Genomic DNA, 17633 nt, shown 5'->3' on the forward strand with positions numbered 1-17633 from the left:
ATGAGTAGCGTAGATATTCTGGTCCCTGACCTGCCTGAATCCGTAGCCGATGCCACCGTCGCAACCTGGCATAAAAAACCCGGCGACGCAGTCGTACGTGATGAAGTGCTGGTAGAAATCGAAACTGACAAAGTGGTACTGGAAGTACCGGCATCAGCAGACGGCATTCTGGATGCGGTTCTGGAAGATGAAGGTACAACGGTAACGTCTCGTCAGATCCTTGGTCGCCTGCGTGAAGGCAACAGCGCCGGTAAAGAAACCAGCGCCAAATCTGAAGAGAAAGCGTCCACACCGGCGCAACGCCAGCAGGCGTCTCTGGAAGAGCAAAACAACGATGCGTTAAGCCCGGCGATCCGTCGCCTGCTGGCTGAACACAACCTCGACGCCAGCGCCATTAAAGGCACCGGTGTGGGTGGTCGTCTGACCCGTGAAGATGTGGAAAAACATCTGGCGAAAGCCCCGGCGAAAGAGTCTGCTCCGGCAGCGGCTGCTTCGGCAGCGCAACCGGCTCTGGCTGCACGTAGTGAAAAACGTGTCCCGATGACTCGCCTGCGTAAGCGTGTGGCAGAGCGTCTGCTGGAAGCGAAAAACTCCACCGCCATGCTGACCACGTTCAACGAAGTCAACATGAAGCCGATTATGGATCTGCGTAAGCAGTACGGTGAAGCGTTTGAAAAACGCCACGGCATCCGTCTGGGCTTTATGTCCTTCTACGTGAAAGCGGTGGTTGAAGCCCTGAAACGTTACCCGGAAGTGAATGCTTCTATCGACGGCGATGACGTGGTTTACCACAACTATTTCGACGTCAGCATGGCGGTTTCTACGCCGCGCGGCCTGGTGACGCCGGTACTGCGTGATGTCGATACCCTCGGCATGGCAGACATCGAGAAGAAAATCAAAGAGCTTGCAGTTAAAGGCCGTGACGGCAAGCTGACGGTTGAAGATCTGACCGGTGGTAACTTCACCATCACCAACGGTGGTGTGTTCGGTTCCCTGATGTCTACGCCGATCATCAACCCGCCGCAGAGCGCAATTCTGGGTATGCACGCTATCAAAGATCGTCCGATGGCTGTGAATGGTCAGGTTGAGATCCTGCCGATGATGTATCTGGCGCTGTCCTACGATCACCGTCTGATCGATGGTCGCGAATCCGTGGGCTTCCTGGTAACGATCAAAGAGTTGCTGGAAGATCCGACACGTCTGCTGCTGGACGTTTAGTAGTTTAAGCTTCACCTGCACTGTAGACCGGGTAAGACATTATCGCCTTCTCCGGCAATTGAAGCCTGATGCGACGCTTAACGCGTCTTATCAGGCCTACGGGAAGCACCGATGTAGGTCGGATAAGGCGCTCGCGTCGCATCCGACAAGCGATGCCTGATGCGACGCTTACACGTCTTATCAGGCCTACGGGGAGCACCGATGTAGGTCGGATAAGGCGCTTGCGCCGCATCCGACAAGCGATGCCAGATGCGACGCTTGCGCGTCTTATCAGGCCTACGGGTGACCGACAATACCCGGGAGCGATACGAAATATTCGGTCTACGGTTTAAAAGATAACGATTACTGAAGGATGGACAGAACACATGAACTTACATGAATATCAGGCAAAACAACTGTTTGCCCGCTATGGCTTACCAGCACCGGTGGGTTATGCCTGTACTACTCCGCGCGAAGCAGAAGAAGCCGCTTCAAAAATCGGTGCCGGTCCGTGGGTAGTGAAATGTCAGGTTCACGCTGGTGGCCGCGGTAAAGCGGGCGGTGTGAAAGTTGTAAACAGCAAAGAAGACATCCGTGCTTTTGCAGAAAACTGGCTCGGCAAGCGTCTGGTAACGTATCAAACAGATGCCAATGGCCAACCGGTTAACCAGATTCTGGTTGAAGCAGCGACCGATATCGCTAAAGAGCTGTATCTCGGTGCCGTTGTAGACCGTAGTTCCCGTCGTGTGGTCTTTATGGCCTCCACCGAAGGCGGCGTGGAAATCGAAAAAGTGGCGGAAGAAACTCCGCACCTGATCCATAAAGTTGCGCTTGATCCGCTGACTGGCCCGATGCCGTATCAGGGACGCGAGCTGGCGTTCAAACTGGGTCTGGAAGGTAAACTGGTTCAGCAGTTCACCAAAATCTTCATGGGCCTGGCGACCATTTTCCTGGAGCGCGACCTGGCGCTGATCGAAATCAACCCGCTGGTCATTACCAAACAGGGCGATCTGATTTGCCTCGACGGCAAACTGGGCGCTGATGGCAACGCACTGTTCCGCCAGCCTGATCTGCGCGAAATGCGTGACCAGTCGCAGGAAGATTCACGTGAAGCACAGGCTGCACAGTGGGAACTGAACTACGTTGCGCTGGACGGTAACATCGGTTGTATGGTTAACGGCGCAGGTCTGGCGATGGGTACGATGGACATCGTTAAACTGCACGGCGGCGAACCGGCTAACTTCCTGGACGTTGGCGGCGGCGCAACCAAAGAACGTGTAACCGAAGCGTTCAAAATCATTCTCTCTGACGACAAAGTGAAAGCCGTTCTGGTTAACATCTTCGGCGGTATCGTTCGTTGCGACCTGATCGCTGACGGTATCATCGGCGCGGTAGCGGAAGTGGGTGTTAACGTACCGGTCGTGGTACGTCTGGAAGGTAACAACGCCGAACTCGGCGCGAAGAAACTGGCTGACAGCGGCCTGAATATTATTGCAGCAAAAGGTCTGACGGATGCAGCTCAGCAGGTTGTTGCCGCAGTGGAGGGGAAATAATGTCCATTTTAATTGATAAAAACACCAAGGTTATCTGCCAGGGCTTTACCGGTAGCCAGGGGACTTTCCACTCAGAACAGGCCATTGCATACGGCACTAAAATGGTTGGCGGCGTAACCCCAGGTAAAGGCGGTACTACCCACCTCGGCCTGCCGGTGTTCAACACAGTGCGTGAAGCTGTTGCTGCTACTGGCGCTACCGCTTCTGTTATCTACGTACCAGCACCGTTCTGCAAAGACTCCATTCTGGAAGCCATCGACGCAGGCATCAAACTGATTATCACCATCACTGAAGGCATCCCGACGCTGGATATGCTGACTGTGAAAGTGAAACTGGATGAAGCCGGCGTTCGTATGATCGGCCCGAACTGCCCAGGCGTTATCACCCCGGGTGAATGCAAAATTGGTATCCAACCGGGTCACATTCACAAACCGGGTAAAGTGGGTATCGTTTCCCGTTCCGGTACACTGACCTATGAAGCGGTTAAACAGACCACGGATTACGGTTTCGGTCAGTCGACCTGTGTCGGTATCGGCGGTGACCCGATCCCTGGCTCTAACTTTATCGACATTCTCGAAATGTTCGAAAAAGATCCGCAGACCGAAGCGATCGTGATGATCGGTGAGATCGGCGGTAGCGCTGAAGAAGAAGCAGCTGCGTACATCAAAGAGCACGTTACCAAGCCAGTTGTGGGTTACATCGCTGGTGTGACTGCGCCGAAAGGCAAACGTATGGGCCACGCGGGTGCCATCATTGCCGGTGGGAAAGGGACTGCGGATGAGAAATTCGCTGCTCTGGAAGCCGCAGGCGTGAAAACCGTTCGCAGCCTGGCGGATATCGGTGAAGCACTGAAAACTGTTCTGAAATAAATATCTGTAATAAGAAATAGCCCTCGCCGCTTCCCTCTACAGGAATGGCGAAGGGCTGTCGGTTTCGACATGGTTGGCCATCGTATGATGGCCTTTTTTATGTCTTAAACGGTTAACCACGGTCGAAATCTGACTGCAGGCTTGACTGCATGACCACAGCCACTGTGGATTGCCGCGACCGACCGCAAGCCACGAATAAGAACGACGGCGAATTTCGAATCGTTACCTGATGCACTGGCTTCCCAGCGTTTGACCGTAGCGTTAAGTAAATCAACAAAAGCGATGTTCACCGCTTTTCGTCAAGTCGTGCCATTTGTCAGCCAGGATCGGGTCTTTACCCCGGATATTGCAGCATCGCAAAAATTCTTAGATGGATATGCTATAAATCAAAAATAAAATCTTTGTTGATTGTTTATCATAATATCCACAGATATGATAAATGATATCAATTTAATAATTTTCACTTAATGTGATTCCGGATAATTCGAAAGGCGCTGTGCTTTTCGGATTATTATTATCTGATTAAGATATTTGTCACGCCAGCCTTACTGGTTTATAAATGTCAATCATGATTCTTATAAATTATTTATTGCTGCTTTGGTTACCATTACTTCGTAATAAGTAATGTATTTTTGATGGTTTAAACTATTTTTAAGGGACGGCATTATGCGAGGGAAAATACCTAAAACGGAACTGCTGGTGACTTTTGAGGTCGTCGCACGTCATGAAAGTTATACCAGAGCGGCAGAGGAGTTAGCGTTAACCCAAAGTGCAGTATTCAGACAAGTAAGTGCGCTGGAGGAATTTTTACGTACTCCGTTATTTTCACACTCTAAAAAACGCATTTTTCTTAATGATACAGGGAAGTATTACCTGGGGATAGTAAAAGAAACATTAAATAAGCTGGAACGCGATACCAATACCATTATGACCTGGCAGCCTACGGTTCAGGTTATTGAACTTGCCGTTAATCCTACTTTTAGTACCCACTGGTTGATCCCAAATTTACATGAATTCACAAAGTTACATCCCGATATTATTGTTAATATTCATTCTTTAGCTAATAACGGCGATTTTCTTAATCGGGAGTACGATGCTGTCATTATGCGCGAAAATTTTTGCGCGCCCTGGGCGGAAGTAGAATATCTCTTTGATGAGGAGATTTTGCCGGTATGCAGCGGCAGTTTGCTTGCAATGTCCGATCAAAAGCTGTCAGTGGCAGAACTGCTTACTGAGTTACCGCTTCTGCATCAAAGCACCCGTATTACTGGCTGGGAAGAGTGGTTTGCTTTATCTGGCGTTAGCAGTCCGCTGGTCAATAACGGACCACGTTTCGATTTGCTTTCAATGCTGATTGCCGCCGTGCGCTCTAATCTCGGCGTGGCGCTGTTACCACGGTTCGCTATTCAACATGATTTGGATAGTGGCGATATGGTGATCCCCTGTGATGTGCCTATTCGTACCGGTAATCGTTTTATTATGACGTGGCAGGAAGAGAAGTCTGACTCACCGCACTTGCAGCAATTTCGTGAATGGTTGCTGGCGAAATCGGTCGTACCGCAGGAGATGTAAAACCTGTGCCTGGCGGGATGCCAGGCGCAGTTATTACCAGTCGATACCCGGCTGGGCCTGTATGCCGTTATCAAAAGCATGTTTGACGGGGCGGATTTCGCTTACCGTATCCGCCATTTTTAATATCTGACTGTGGCAACCGCGTCCGGTGACAATGACACTTTGTTGTGCCGGGCGGTTTTGCAGAGAAGCGATCACTTCTTCGGTATCCAGATAATGGTAAGCCAGCATATAGGTCAGCTCATCAAGCACCACTAAGTCGTAACGCTTGTCAGCCAGCATCCGTTTGCTTTCCGACCAGATCTCTTTCGCCGCGTCGATATCCGCTTGCCGGTTCTGAGTCTCCCAGGTAAAACCGGTTCCCATTATATGAAACTCAACCCCCAGCGGCTGGAGAAGGTTGTATTCGCCGTTGTCCCATTGCCCCTTGATGTACTGCGCAACCCCCACCGTTTTGCCATGACCCACCGCGCGCGTCACAGTACCAAACGCGGCAGTGGATTTCCCTTTGCCGTTGCCGGTGAAAACAATCAAGATCCCTTTTTTCTCTATCGCCGCTGCGACGCGCGTATCGACCTGTTCCTTCAATTTCTGTTGGCGCTGCACATGCCGTTCAGTTGAAATTCGCGCTTCCATTCATTTTCCTTAATGTCCCGCAGGGCAACTGGCGCAGCGATGTTGCTGCTCAAACTGACTAAAGAAATTATTGCCTTTATCATCTACCAGGATGAATGCGGGCAGATTTTCCACTTCCATCATCCACACCGCTTCCATACCCAGCTCCGGGTATTCCAGGCAACGCAGACTTTTGACATATTCTTGCGCCAGTAACGCAGCTGCACCGCCAATACTTCCCAGATTGAAGCCGCCATGTTTGTGACAGGCATCGGTGACCTGCTGGCTGCGGTTACCTTTCGATAACATCACCAGACTGCCGCCAGCTGCCTGGAAGGTATCGACATAACCGTCCATTCGACCGCCCGTGGTTGGACCCAGTGAACCGCAGGCCATGTTCTCCGGTGTTTTCGCCGGGCCAGCGTAATAGACAATATGATGCTTCAGGTACTCCGGCATCGATTCGCCGCTATCCAGCCGCGCTTTTATTTTGGCGTGGGCGATATCGCGCGCCACTACGATGGGACCACTTAACGACACGCGGGTACCTACCGGTAATCTGGCGAGATCCAGCATCACGTCACGCAACGGACGGTTTAGATCCAGTTGTACATGTTGCGCGTGATTTTCTTCCCGCAATGAGGCTGGAATATATTGCCCCGGATTGTGTTCGAGTTTTTCCAGCCAGATACCGTGTTTGTTAATTTTTGCTTTGATATTGCGATCGGCAGAACAGGAGAGCGTCATAGCTATCGGGCAAGAGCCACCGTGACGCGGCAGACGAATGACGCGAATATCATGAGCGAAATATTTCCCCCCAAATTGTGCACCAATACCAAATTGCTGACTGGCCTCGAGCAACGCTTTTTCCAGCTCAATATCACGGAATGCTTGTCCCTGCTCGTTTCCGCTGGTGGGCAAATTGTCGTAATATTTCGTTGAGGCCAGCTTGGCAACTTTTAAGGTTTGATCGGCTGAAAGCCCTCCGACGACAAAGGCGATGTGGTAAGGCGGGCAGGCAGCGGTGCCCAGCGATTTCATTTTTTCGATTAAAAATGCGGTCAGTTTTTCTGGTTGCAATAAGGATTTGGTTTCCTGATAAAGCGCGGCTTTATTGGCGGAGCCGCCCCCTTTATTAACACAGAGAAAATGGTACACATCACCAGCGACAGCGCTGATATCAATCTGCGCCGGGAGATTGGTTTGCGTATTGACTTCGGTATACATATCCAGCGGCGCATTTTGTGAAAAGCGCAGATTATTTTCCTGAAAAGTGGTGTAAATGCCTTTGCTTAAGGCTTCGGCGTCGTTACCTCCGGTCCATATCTGTTGCCCTTTACTGGCAATAATAGTTGCGGTGCCGGTATCCTGACAGTTGGGTAATACCCCTTTTGCTGAGACTTCAGCATTACGTAATAACTGCAACGCAACGTATTTATCATTACTACTGGCCTGCGGATCGTTAAGAATGCTGGCGACCTGTTGCAAATGAGCGGAACGTAAGAAAAAAGAGGCTTCATAAAATGCCTGCCGGGCAAGCAGCGTTAATGCTTCAGGAGCAATTTTTATCACTTCTTCGCCGTCTAATTCCGTTACTGTAATATGCTGATCGCTAATTAATGTATATTCTGTACCGTCTTTATTTTGTAGAAACGGTTCTTGCCAGATAAATGGTTTGGACATATTTCACTTTTCACCTTAAACGTTAGTGTTACTTAATTGCCGTCTAACTTCATGATCCGGCTTATAAAAATGCGTAGTCATTGGCTTCTGATTGCTTAAGATCCCCCTCAGGGCAGAGCAACGTTCGATTCATTGGGTTTTAATGCTTTACCCCGACAGCCCTCGCCGAAATGTTCGCCTTCCCACCGACTCACCATCGCAGCGCCCATTGCGTTGCTCATGACGTTTGTCGCGGAACGCCCCATATCAAGGAACGGATCAACGCCCATCAGCAAGATCAGCCCCGCTTCCGGAATATTGAACTGGTTGAGCGTGGCGGCGATAACCACCATTGAGGCGCGTGGTACGCCAGCCATTCCTTTCGAGGTCAACATCAGGATCAACAGCATGGTGATTTGTTCACCGATGGATAAATGGATATTGCAGGCCTGGGCGATGAAAACTGTAGCGAAGGAGCAGTAGGCCATTGATCCAACGAGATTAAATGAGTAGCCAATGGGTAAGACAAAGCTGGCAATTTTGGGGGAAACGCCAAATTGCTCCAGTTTTTCAAGCGTTCCCGGAAAAGCCGCTTCAGAACTGGATGTGGTAAATGCCAGCAGGGCGGGTTCCGAAAGGGCGCGGGTCAGGCGTCTGATGCAGGGGCCGACATAAACGATGGCCAGACCGATAAGCAGCACCCAAAGTAATAACATGGTGAAATAAAATTCACCCATAAAGATCCCGGCGCTCACCATAACTGCCAGTCCTCGTTCAGCAATCAATGCTGAAATAGCAGCGAATACGGTCAGGGGAGCGAAGAGCATGACGTAGCCAGTCAGCTTTAACATGGCATGTGCCAGCGAATCTAAGGCGTGAACGATGGCGCTGCCTTTCTCGCCAATCGCCGTCAGGCTACAGCCGAGGAAAATTGAGAACACCACGATTTGCAAAATTTCATTGTGCGCCATGGCATCGACAATGCTGGTGGGGAAAGCATGCGAAATAAATACTTTTAGCGTAAAGGGTTCTGCCGCGACCACTCCGGTGGTTTCGGCACCGTGTGCAACAAAATTAATTCCTGTACCTGGCATGAAGAAATTTACCGTTATCAAGCCTAAGGCAATTGACAGCAATGAGGCGCAAATAAATAAAAAGAGTGTTTTAGAAAAAATACGACCAAGGGCTTTGGCATCGCCCATTTTAGCAATACCTACCACCAGGGTAGAGACCACTAACGGAGCGATAATCATTTTTATCAGTCGTAAGAAAATCGTCGTGAATATCGATATTTCTTGCGCATAGAGTTTTGCGGTTTCCGGTGAAGCAGTGTTATTGAGCACTACGCCGATAATCATTCCAAGTACCAGCGCCAAAAGAATCATCGTGGTTAAACTTATTGTCTTCATTTTTTCCTCCATCAGGTGCACGGCGATAAATCAGAATCAGGAGAAGTAGATGCCTGAATAGAGATTCAGGCATCTACCTGCTATTACAACCTTACAAATAGCTGAAGTGTTGAACTGCAATAAGTGACGGGATGTCAGTTGGCTAAAAGTATTCGGATTTTTACAAATCGAAACTCATATTTAATAAAGGTGCATGTTGCTGTGCACCATAGACATCATTGTCACCTACATTCCCGGAGATAATATCTCGTGGCATGACGATTTTTACTGCGTTAGAAGGATCAAACCAGACAATACGATGAATAAAGTCAGGTTCAACATGATATAAGCGCGCAATCAGTTCTGGGGTTAATTGCCCTGATGATTTAACTCGCTCATAGTTTTCTTTCGTTTTAAATAAAATATCTAAAACCAGTTCGTAAGGTCCGGCATTTTTCGAACGAATGACTTGCGCCAGTGAGACAATTGACTGTTTCATGCCTGAACTCCTTCTGGCGTCACCTGTTCAATATGGAAATCAAAACGCAGAGCGTCGTTGGCTTCAATCAGGTGATATATGGAAAATTCGTATACCGGCCCGCCCTGGATATCAGAAGGGGAGAACGGGAACGCCAGATTACCTGCGGTAGCGATGCGGTTTTCATAGCCGTAGTGCAGCATGGTAGAGCGCACCAGCGAGCAAACGCTGTTGGCAATTTCCTGGGTCGGTGCAACTACATCAAGGACAATCCCCAGCTCATGCCCGGCAGTTTGCATCGGTTCATGGTCTCCCATCACCCCGTTTTTGCCGTACAGGTGGAAATTGATGCGAATGCTGTCATCGTCGAGCGACAGGTTACGCGAAACGCTGGTTTTGACTTCATCGATGATTTTATCGATCCCGGCGATCATAATCGGGTCGCGCGTTCCGGCGATGGTCAGACAGCGGAAGCCCACCCGTCGTGCACCTTCCAGTTTCAGGGCATACGGCGTTTCTTCATGCTTAGAACCGCTGACGTAGACTTCGCCGTCATTGACTGCTTTAAATGTGCAGCCTTTCAGGTTCAACACGCCGCCAGGTCCTGGCAGGAAGTAGGGATCGGATTTCTCATACAGTGTGTGTGCAGCTGCTGACGTTTCGGTAAATTTACGCTTCGGATTAAATGTCTTCAGCGTAAAGCCGTTGTCATCAATGATGCCCATCGCACAGTCAGAGCCTGAGCCGGGCGTTGCGGCGATTGCCGCGCATTCAAGGATTTTCCCACAATGCAGCGCCAGACCTTCATCAAAGCCTTGCATGATCGGGAGCGCAGCAAAGCAGGCCGGGTCGTAAGCGCGCCCGCCCAGCACCACTTGCGCGCGTTCTTTCAGCGCCCGCTGGAAGGGTTCGATGCCCATTTGCGCGACGATATACGTACTTTCGTCAATCGCGTCGTGGGTTAACGGCGGGACAAAATCCAGCGCCGTGATTTTGCCGTTATCCAGCGCCTGGTGGACGATGGCTTTGTCAACGTCTGCCGGGATCAACGCCATCGAGAACGAGAGGTGCTCTTCCCGGGCAATCTCATGAATTATTTCTCGGCACCACTCCAGGTGTGGTGCGGCACCAGAACCGCCAGCCGTTCCGATCACCACCGGTATATTATTTTGCACGCCTGCGGTGATCATATAGCGCAGATCGCGCTTGACCCCTGCGCGATCGGTAAACGGTTTGCCTGCCCCGAGGTAGTGGGGGCCTGGATCGGAAGAGCCTGCATCAACGGCGATCAGATCGGGCGATTCTGCCATCGCTTTGCGGAAGCTCTCTTCCGGGAATCCATACCCGAGGATTGCCGTTGGCGATAAGACTTTAAAAGAACGAGCCATTTGTTAATCCTTAGCCTGCAACAGCGCGATAGTACGATTCATTTCGTTGAAGACGATATCGAGGCCTTCGTCAAAGCCCATCCCTGGTTTTACCAGCATACGCATGGGGCGAGCGGCAAGGGCGACGTGGACACAGGTGCGGGCACTGACATCAGTTTCATTGCAGGTGCCGCCCTGGTACGCTTCCATGCTGTGGCTATTGCAGTAAAGAACCGCATCGACGATGTTGTGAATACTGCCCAGATCCGGGGTTTTGATTTGCACCATGTGACAACTGGCGGCATCAGTGAAATCAACAATATCCTGGTAGGTGTTACACCATTCATCGGCCACAATTTTCACGCCGGAACCGAGGCGCGTCAGCTCTTTGGTAATCGCGGTCAGCAGGCGAATTTGATCGGGCTTGTTACCGGCATCGACCGGCCCTTCAATGTAGAGCGGCAGGCCTTGCGCTTCTTTTTCCAGGCTGGCGATGTATTGCGCACAGCGAAGCGTATCCATATCGAAGATCAGACCGATAGTGCCGTATACATCGATGTGCAGGGTAGGGTGGTAGCGTGCGCTGGTGCGCTTGCTTAGAATGCGATCCGACAACCAGCGGACATATTCGCGCAGTTTTTCACCTTTAAAGCCCAGCTTCTCTTCGACGTTATTAATCAGCGCATGGGGCAGCACGTCGATGCCTTTAAGGATCATCTTATCGACGGCGATATATCGATCGTCGCCGCTCTGACCAAATAATGGAATGGATTCCGCCACGCGTGGCAACTGCCATTCATCACAGACCACTTCAGTTTTCAGACGGCCGGTTGCCAGCGCGGTAGCATCAAGCAGCGCCTGTGATAATCCGTAGCGCACGGCGGTATGCAGCAAGTTGCCGTCAATACGCAATTTGTCGAAGAAACGGGCATTCGGCAGGAAAGCATCCACATCGCGGCCTACCAGTAATGGCTTGATATGGTCGTTGAGGAACGGAATAAAGTGCTCTGCGAGGAACAGTGGATCGCGACCACCTGCCCCAGAATACTGTACGGCAGCACAGTCACCTACAGCGACCGCGCCGTTTTCCAGAATCAACTGTACCGATACGCACTCCCCGGCCTGACGTACGGTGTTAAACCCCTGTGTTACCGGCTCCCCAGTATAAAAAAAGCCGTCATGACCCGCTCCGTTTTTTATCGCCTGCTGGTCATCGAAATAGAATGAGGAGTAGCCAGCGGTGAACAGAGCCTGTTTTATTTTCATTATGGTCTTCCTATTAATTTACTGTGGGATACAGCATTGATGTCATCTACAACCATCTGGAATGTCGGTTGGCGTCCTTCAAAGCGTGCGCGTTCCGCAACGTAATCGTGGTGGAGGTCGAGAATATCTTTTGGCAATGGAACGGCTCCGGCTTCCAGTACGCGTATCGCGCCGGTGTTGTCTCGGACCGGAAGAATTTTGCCCGCGTTGCAGGCGGCTGGCGCAAACGGCACATCCAGTACGCCCGCTTCAAATGCCAGCACCGTACCGCGCGCAATATCACCATTACCCAGTTCGAACACTTTATTCAGTACCGCGCGAACCTCGCTCTTAATCAGTTCAATTTCCAGTTCAACCGCAGGGCACGGCGGGAATTTCTGCTCGTTGACCATGTTGAGCATCTGGCGGGAGGCTTTCAGCCCCTGAATGTTGGCAGCGGCAGTCGGGATGCCCCAGGCTTCGTGCGGACTTTTGGTGATGACTTTGGTGGCACCAGACATCCCCGCGACGGCTGCGCCCCATGAGATAATAGCGAACGCTTTCGATTCGTCTTCCGGAAAGCCGCCCATCCACTGGTGAAACACGGTACTTAATTCATAGTCGGTATAGCCATAGCTCTGAAAATATTCGTGTGCAAGTTCACGCAGAGACTGGATCGCCGCAACATCCTGCGTCAGGCTGCCGACCTGTCCATAACCAACGGTGATAGATTTCACACCCTGTTCCAGCGCCAGCAAGCCTTCGATTATCGCGATAGAGTGCGAGATAAACGGCGGGATCAGCGTACCTGTTAGTGGGCCAAACGGTTCGCGGTTGATGCGGATCCCGTGTTCTTCATACATCCCCATTAAACGGTCGCAGTACTGCCAGTCGCGGATCGATTTTTCCAGCGTTACGCGTTTGGCATACGGAATGTTGTAGGAAATGCCGCCGCCTTCATAACTGGTAAAGCCACTGGCCATCGAGATTTCAGCCAGCAGACGCGCATCTGGCGTGCCGTGGCGGATCTGTAGCGGTTTTTGCAGGGTTTCGGTGAGGCGACGGCAAGCTGCGACGCCGTGGTTAACTACCGGTAAACCGTTCAGTTTAGAGGTTCCGGCTTCGATGGATTTTTTAATCCCTACAGCCGCTTCTTCGTACCGATTCAGACGGGTATATGCATCGATAGTGCTCGGCAGCAGATCGCACTCTTCTTGCAGTGTTTTCAGTAGTTCGATGTGTTCGTCCATCAGCGCCACACCTGCGCGCGGTTGGCTAAGGGTGTTACCTTCCTTGTCTGCTTTCAGCAGGGCATGAGAGAAGCGTTTATGCTCAGGAATGTTTTGTTGGTATTTAACGCCATCTTCAAAGTTTTCAACATCCTTGCCGGTTTCCCAGGTTTTCAGTACCTGTTGCCGCTCGGTCATGAATTCGTCATGGGTTAATTTCTTATTTCGAAGTTCCATTGATTGCAGCCTTAATTGTTATAGGGTTAAGCATTGAATACTGGTGCGCGCGGCGGCCAGCGGATCGACTCTGGCGACGTTTGCCAGCAGTGGTAATAGCCCCCGGGAATCGCGGTAATATTCAAATTCGGTCGGTAAGAGAATGCGTTTACCGTCGTCGTTTAACTCGCGGTATTTCAACCAGTGATGCATATCGAACTGACTGGCACGCGAGAGCCATCCGCCGGATCCGACGACTTTACGCACGGTTGTCAGGTCACGTCCCATCTGTAAATCGACATTGCCGACGCAGGTGCAGACCTCTTTTTTGGTGCCCGCATGTCTTTCGGTGGCATAACCCACACACAGTCCGGCCAGGACGGTATCGAAATATTTCTCTTCTGCATTTGCGGGTAAGTAGTCGGGATGAGCGACTAGATGACGGAGGTAATGATAAAAAGCGTCCAGCTGTGCGGGTTGCTGAGCAAAATTCACATTGACTAACTCTTTCGCACTTTCACCAACCACCACTGCCGAGACGCGCATTCCCAGATCGCCTTCCACCGTCCGTTTTACGAAGGGTTCCGGTACGCCGTGTAAAACGGTGTCGGGCGAGAGCGTGTTGGCACAGGCGGAATAAACATCGGTGGTTGCGCCGCCCATGTCGATCAGCATGAACTCTTTCCAGCTGTGATCGACGTTACTGATTGCCTTGACCAGTTCAAAGACCGTCCATGGTGTCGGCATTGGTTCTTCGCCTGTTTTATCAACAATGACATCCAGCCCTTTCCCTTTAACGATGCGTTTAAGGAATATGTCGCAAATAGCCTGGCGTGCGGCTAAAGGGTTCGGATGGTCAAGATCGGGCAGAACGTTGTCGACGATGGTCAGGTCTTTATGCCCGAGGATCTCCTGCACCTCGTCCTGAATATCCCGGTTTCCGGCATAAATAATGGCGCAGTCGAGTTTGGATTCTGCCAGCACACGGGCGTTATTCAGTCCGTAGCTTTCTTCTCCGCCGTCGGTGCCGCCGGTGAACAAGAGAATATCGGGCTGCGTTTCTTCCAGTGCCTGGATATCACGGCGGTTCAGCTTGTAGGCGTAATATTGCGCAATTTTAGCACCCGCAGAGTGAGCGGTTACTTTCGCGGTTTCCAGGGTGATAGAAGGCACCAATCCCATTGCGGCAACCGCCAGCCCACCTTTGGCAGAGGAGGAATACTTCAATGCAACCTCACCGCTGTTTAACAGGGGGAGGGCATTATCTACGTTTAACACCTGGTTCAGGCTGGAGAAAAACCCCTTCGCCAGATGATGGGTGGTGGTTGGGGTCAGTACGTGGTTAACCAACGTTAACGCGTCCCCCTCCCGGGTGAAGAGGGCTGCTTTGGTCCACGTCGATCCAATATCGACAGAGACGATTTGCATCAGATAGCCTCTTCAAGAATACGAGTATCAACGTCATGACGTTGGTTGATATCGTGGGCCATCAGCTGACAAACCTCTTCTAAGTCATGACTTGGGGCAAAGACGCGATCAAATCCCATCTCTTTGAATTTGGTTTCCACGTCAGCGAAGTCATGTTTTCCGACTACCAGGTTACCGCCCACATAGAGCAGGATGTCCCCCAGTCCACGCTCGATGCAGCGTTCGCGCATGCCCAGACAGTCGATATCACCATGCCCATAGATAGAGGAGACGACAATCGCGTCAGCGCCAGTTTCAATGGCCGCATCAATATATTCGTCCTGGCTGACCATTACGCCCAGATTAATGACTCTGAAGTCGTGGTTGCTAAAAACGCGGTCCAGAACTTTATTGCCTACTGCATGGCAGTCCGCGCCAATAACGCCAATCACAAGTGTTGCTTTCTTCATGGGTAATCCTTTGTAAGACAGAGAGTAAAATAAGTTACACACGTCGTATTTATGGCCGTTCATAACGGCACAGGTTTAATATCACAGGAGTGTCTTTATCTGACCGTAATGTTGCAATTGATCTATTTTCAAAATGTCTTTCGGGAAATGATTGTTTAAAGTATGTTTTTAAATTCTCATGTTAATTCAGTGTGTTATGTCAACTAATGTCATGAGTGTTAAATTTTTAAAATTAACTTGATTTAATGTATTGAGATAATTGTGATCTACTTCTAATTTGCATTTTTGTGACGTGGTTTTAGCCATGAGTAAATGCATTTCATAAGATTTAAGTCGAATTTCACTGCAATTCATCTCTGCTTAATGTAAAAATAATGTTGAAAATAACAAATGGTTAATGATTCATGCGAATTATGACCTTAGTTAGCTCTTTTAATTTTTCGTAAAAAAGAGAGGTACATGAAGGTGCTATCAGTATGAGTAACGTTAATCAAAGGTTTTATTACGTCTGGCAATAACGCAGGCCATTTTTCGCGACAGGGTGGATTTAATCAGTATAATCCTCATACAATAGTTCACGATTAACTGAACCGTTAACGGGGATTTGGTGTTGAAATTTAGAAATGGCGGAGTCAATTAATGAAGACAATATCGAAAAAATGACTGTGTCAGAATTAATTTCAATTAATCCTTCTCGTTGTTGACCAAAAAAGATATTTATCTTGATGTCATTTGTACTACGGCAATCAATATGCAGTAATTTTTGATCGCTGAGATTTTCTGTTTCATAAATGTTTTTGGCGAGAGTCGGGTGTATTGATGCCAGACATCTGCTCAGATAAGCCATATCCTTTAGGGAACACCCCGCTGAGTAGAGGATGTCAGAGAATTTTTGTGTGTCAACTGTTGTCTCTGAAGCGTATGTTGCATTGACTGGAAGGGTATTGAAAGAGATCTGAGATGGTATCATTATTTAAATCTTTCCGTGAGTAATAAAAATTAATCCCCAGGCATTGTTTAGCAATATTTGCCATAGGGGATATATAGAAAATTAAAGTATTTGATTGGCATCGGTTAACTGATCAATAACCAGTGCCAGATTGGTAAACATTTTGAAAAAGCGATACTGGCTCGGAATATCTCTTTCAAAGACGAAACATTCAATGTCATTGTTTGAAAAATAAAGGACTAGTGTTGCTGATTCGTCAGGAAAAATATGGAAATATATCTGGTTACCAGAAGGAGGATAGTCCAGAAGAAGGGTATCTTTGCCCGTCACATACCTGTTGTGGTCGTGGATGCTGCGCTCACACTTCATCAGAGGTGTCATGATACTCATGTATTCATCTGATGTTAATATATTAAAATCACCATCCATTTTAAAGAAACGATAAAGTAACAGTATATCCTCTTGCGTAACCGGTTCGTTTGTTTTTAGAGGGAAATAAGTGGGAACCAGAAGATGAGGTTCTAATCTATTTTGTTGAGCGCTATAACTAAATTTGAACATAAATTCCGGATCGCTCATCAATTGAGCGACATAATTATGCCTGGCTTCGAAAATTTTAATTTTTATCAGGTTAAATAAGTTTGTTTCGTCATCCTGTATTACAAGACATTGGCCATAGCAGCCAGGTTTTTTTTCATTATAAGCAGAAACGGTTATTCTGTCAGAGGTGTCAACGTTATATTCAAAAGCCAGATAGTGACCTTCTTCATCGCGATTTGTTTCCAGGTTATTTAAATTCATCACATGAAGTGTTTGCAATGCTGATTCAATGAGCTGTTGACTCTCTGAGGTAAATGTTTCGCGCTGCGTTGTATAAAGTGTATCAATTCCAACGACTATCCGATGTGGATCAAGGATGGCGGCAATCATCTTTATTACCTGCACAGTCACGGGTGATGTCATTGATTCTTCATCTGTTTTTAGAGGATCATTAGATGGCCAACCTGAGAAGCGATTGACAGCCGAACCGATATTATCAGGACTCATAGCAGCAACCTCATTGTAATCAAGCGAGGCGCTGAGCGTACTCGGCTATAGAAAAACTAACTTGCAAAAATCGCTCATTTTTCATTTATCAGGCGAAAGTGGCCTCTGTTCACTCAGAAACAATCACTCCCGGTAAGTCATACCTGTTTCATCGATACATTTAAGTGATTATTACTAATGAAACAATAACATAACGGGCTTACGGTCGGTGCTCATAAAGGCAACAATCAATTAACTTTGATAAAAATATGTTATGTAAAATAGCAACAAATTGGCTACTCTAATCAATTGGTATTATAAAAAGTGGATAAGGCGGTTCTGTTAAATAAAATACTGGTTTTTTATCTATACCTTTTCATTGTAATAATT

The 17633-nt window shown here is 49.0% G+C and carries 15 protein-coding genes; 4 read left to right on the top strand and 11 right to left on the bottom strand.

Translation table 11 applies throughout. From position 1 onward, the window contains the following. The 4 genes from odhB to ACJHW7_RS00145 all read left to right on the top strand — a co-directional run bounded on the left by odhB (window position 1) and on the right by ACJHW7_RS00145 (window position 5191). The gene (odhB, locus tag ACJHW7_RS00130; RefSeq protein ID WP_000099831.1) at window positions 1–1218 is read left to right on the top strand and encodes a 2-oxoglutarate dehydrogenase complex dihydrolipoyllysine-residue succinyltransferase; all 1218 of its coding nucleotides are present in this window, start codon (window positions 1–3) and stop codon (window positions 1216–1218) included. A gap of 365 nt (window positions 1219–1583) precedes the next feature. Then, window positions 1584–2750, top strand: coding sequence for an ADP-forming succinate--CoA ligase subunit beta (gene sucC / locus ACJHW7_RS00135; protein ID WP_001048607.1), 1167 nt, complete (start codon window positions 1584–1586; stop codon window positions 2748–2750). Next, window positions 2750–3619 carry a succinate--CoA ligase subunit alpha gene (gene sucD / locus ACJHW7_RS00140; protein WP_000025458.1) on the top strand — a complete coding sequence of 290 codons (870 nt, stop codon included), beginning with the start codon at window positions 2750–2752 and terminating at the stop codon, window positions 3617–3619. The genes sucC and sucD overlap by 1 nt, the downstream gene beginning before the upstream one ends. Window positions 3620–4285: 666 nt before the next feature. Beyond that, on the top strand, window positions 4286–5191 hold the full coding sequence (locus tag ACJHW7_RS00145; RefSeq protein ID WP_001214265.1) for a LysR substrate-binding domain-containing protein: 906 nt from the start codon (window positions 4286–4288) through the stop codon (window positions 5189–5191). Window positions 5192–5224: 33 nt separating this feature from the next. Here the strand turns inward: ACJHW7_RS00145 and cobO are convergent, their stop codons facing one another. The 11 genes from cobO to ACJHW7_RS00200 form a co-directional block, all read right to left on the bottom strand. Next, complete coding sequence (gene cobO, locus ACJHW7_RS00150) at window positions 5225–5827, bottom strand: cob(I)yrinic acid a,c-diamide adenosyltransferase (protein ID WP_000388204.1); 603 nt, start codon at window positions 5825–5827, stop codon at window positions 5225–5227. Between the two features lie 9 nt (window positions 5828–5836). Further along, window positions 5837–7489, bottom strand: coding sequence for a class I fumarate hydratase (locus tag ACJHW7_RS00155; protein ID WP_021556600.1), 1653 nt, complete (start codon window positions 7487–7489; stop codon window positions 5837–5839). A 107-nt stretch (window positions 7490–7596) separates the two neighbouring features. Next, window positions 7597–8877 carry a dicarboxylate/amino acid:cation symporter gene (locus tag ACJHW7_RS00160; RefSeq protein ID WP_021556601.1) on the bottom strand — a complete coding sequence of 427 codons (1281 nt, stop codon included), beginning with the start codon at window positions 8875–8877 and terminating at the stop codon, window positions 7597–7599. 160 nt (window positions 8878–9037) lie between these two features. Further along, entirely contained in the window at window positions 9038–9355 is a 318-nt protein-coding gene (locus tag ACJHW7_RS00165; RefSeq protein ID WP_000813947.1) for a DUF4387 domain-containing protein, read from the bottom strand. Beyond that, complete coding sequence (locus ACJHW7_RS00170) at window positions 9352–10722, bottom strand: acyclic terpene utilization AtuA family protein (protein WP_000124268.1); 1371 nt, start codon at window positions 10720–10722, stop codon at window positions 9352–9354. Before ACJHW7_RS00170 ends, ACJHW7_RS00165 begins: the two co-directional genes overlap by 4 nt. 3 nt (window positions 10723–10725) lie before the next feature. Beyond that, window positions 10726–11967, bottom strand: a complete 1242-nt coding sequence (locus ACJHW7_RS00175; protein ID WP_021556602.1) for a methylaspartate ammonia-lyase — start codon at window positions 11965–11967, stop codon at window positions 10726–10728. Next, on the bottom strand, window positions 11967–13412 hold the full coding sequence (locus ACJHW7_RS00180) for a methylaspartate mutase subunit E (protein WP_021556603.1): 1446 nt from the start codon (window positions 13410–13412) through the stop codon (window positions 11967–11969). The genes ACJHW7_RS00175 and ACJHW7_RS00180 overlap by 1 nt, the downstream gene beginning before the upstream one ends. Before the next feature lie 18 nt (window positions 13413–13430). After that, window positions 13431–14819: a methylaspartate mutase accessory protein GlmL gene (glmL, locus tag ACJHW7_RS00185; RefSeq protein ID WP_001167713.1), complete on the bottom strand. Its 1389-nt coding sequence runs from the start codon at window positions 14817–14819 to the stop codon at window positions 13431–13433. After that, entirely contained in the window at window positions 14819–15268 is a 450-nt protein-coding gene (gene glmS / locus ACJHW7_RS00190; protein ID WP_021556604.1) for a methylaspartate mutase subunit S, read from the bottom strand. The genes glmL and glmS overlap by 1 nt, the downstream gene beginning before the upstream one ends. 547 nt (window positions 15269–15815) lie before the next feature. Then, entirely contained in the window at window positions 15816–16238 is a 423-nt protein-coding gene (locus ACJHW7_RS00195) for a hypothetical protein (protein WP_021556605.1), read from the bottom strand. A gap of 81 nt (window positions 16239–16319) precedes the next feature. Then, window positions 16320–17264: a hypothetical protein gene (locus ACJHW7_RS00200; RefSeq protein ID WP_001307678.1), complete on the bottom strand. Its 945-nt coding sequence runs from the start codon at window positions 17262–17264 to the stop codon at window positions 16320–16322. Between the last annotated feature and the right edge of the window lie 369 nt (window positions 17265–17633).

Source organism: Escherichia sp. WS1152 (assembly GCF_046487665.1).
In the GTDB taxonomy this organism is placed as follows: Bacteria; Pseudomonadota; Gammaproteobacteria; order Enterobacterales; family Enterobacteriaceae; genus Escherichia; species Escherichia coli.

Excerpts from the sequence above, each read along its gene's own strand:
- cobO (WP_000388204.1), bottom strand. The coding sequence starts at position 5,827 with ATGGAAGCGCGAATTTCAACTGAACGGCATGTGCAGCGCCAACAGAAA.
- ACJHW7_RS00175 (WP_021556602.1), bottom strand. The coding sequence starts at position 11,967 with ATGAAAATAAAACAGGCTCTGTTCACCGCTGGCTACTCCTCATTCTAT.
- ACJHW7_RS00170 (WP_000124268.1), bottom strand. The coding sequence starts at position 10,722 with ATGGCTCGTTCTTTTAAAGTCTTATCGCCAACGGCAATCCTCGGGTAT.
- ACJHW7_RS00145 (WP_001214265.1), top strand. The coding sequence starts at position 4,286 with ATGCGAGGGAAAATACCTAAAACGGAACTGCTGGTGACTTTTGAGGTC.
- ACJHW7_RS00165 (WP_000813947.1), bottom strand. The coding sequence starts at position 9,355 with ATGAAACAGTCAATTGTCTCACTGGCGCAAGTCATTCGTTCGAAAAAT.
- glmL (WP_001167713.1), bottom strand. The coding sequence starts at position 14,819 with ATGCAAATCGTCTCTGTCGATATTGGATCGACGTGGACCAAAGCAGCC.
- ACJHW7_RS00155 (WP_021556600.1), bottom strand. The coding sequence starts at position 7,489 with ATGTCCAAACCATTTATCTGGCAAGAACCGTTTCTACAAAATAAAGAC.
- sucD (WP_000025458.1), top strand. The coding sequence starts at position 2,750 with ATGTCCATTTTAATTGATAAAAACACCAAGGTTATCTGCCAGGGCTTT.
- glmS (WP_021556604.1), bottom strand. The coding sequence starts at position 15,268 with ATGAAGAAAGCAACACTTGTGATTGGCGTTATTGGCGCGGACTGCCAT.
- ACJHW7_RS00160 (WP_021556601.1), bottom strand. The coding sequence starts at position 8,877 with ATGAAGACAATAAGTTTAACCACGATGATTCTTTTGGCGCTGGTACTT.
- ACJHW7_RS00200 (WP_001307678.1), bottom strand. The coding sequence starts at position 17,264 with ATGAGTCCTGATAATATCGGTTCGGCTGTCAATCGCTTCTCAGGTTGG.
- sucC (WP_001048607.1), top strand. The coding sequence starts at position 1,584 with ATGAACTTACATGAATATCAGGCAAAACAACTGTTTGCCCGCTATGGC.
- ACJHW7_RS00195 (WP_021556605.1), bottom strand. The coding sequence starts at position 16,238 with ATGATACCATCTCAGATCTCTTTCAATACCCTTCCAGTCAATGCAACA.
- ACJHW7_RS00180 (WP_021556603.1), bottom strand. The coding sequence starts at position 13,412 with ATGGAACTTCGAAATAAGAAATTAACCCATGACGAATTCATGACCGAG.
- odhB (WP_000099831.1), top strand. The coding sequence starts at position 1 with ATGAGTAGCGTAGATATTCTGGTCCCTGACCTGCCTGAATCCGTAGCC.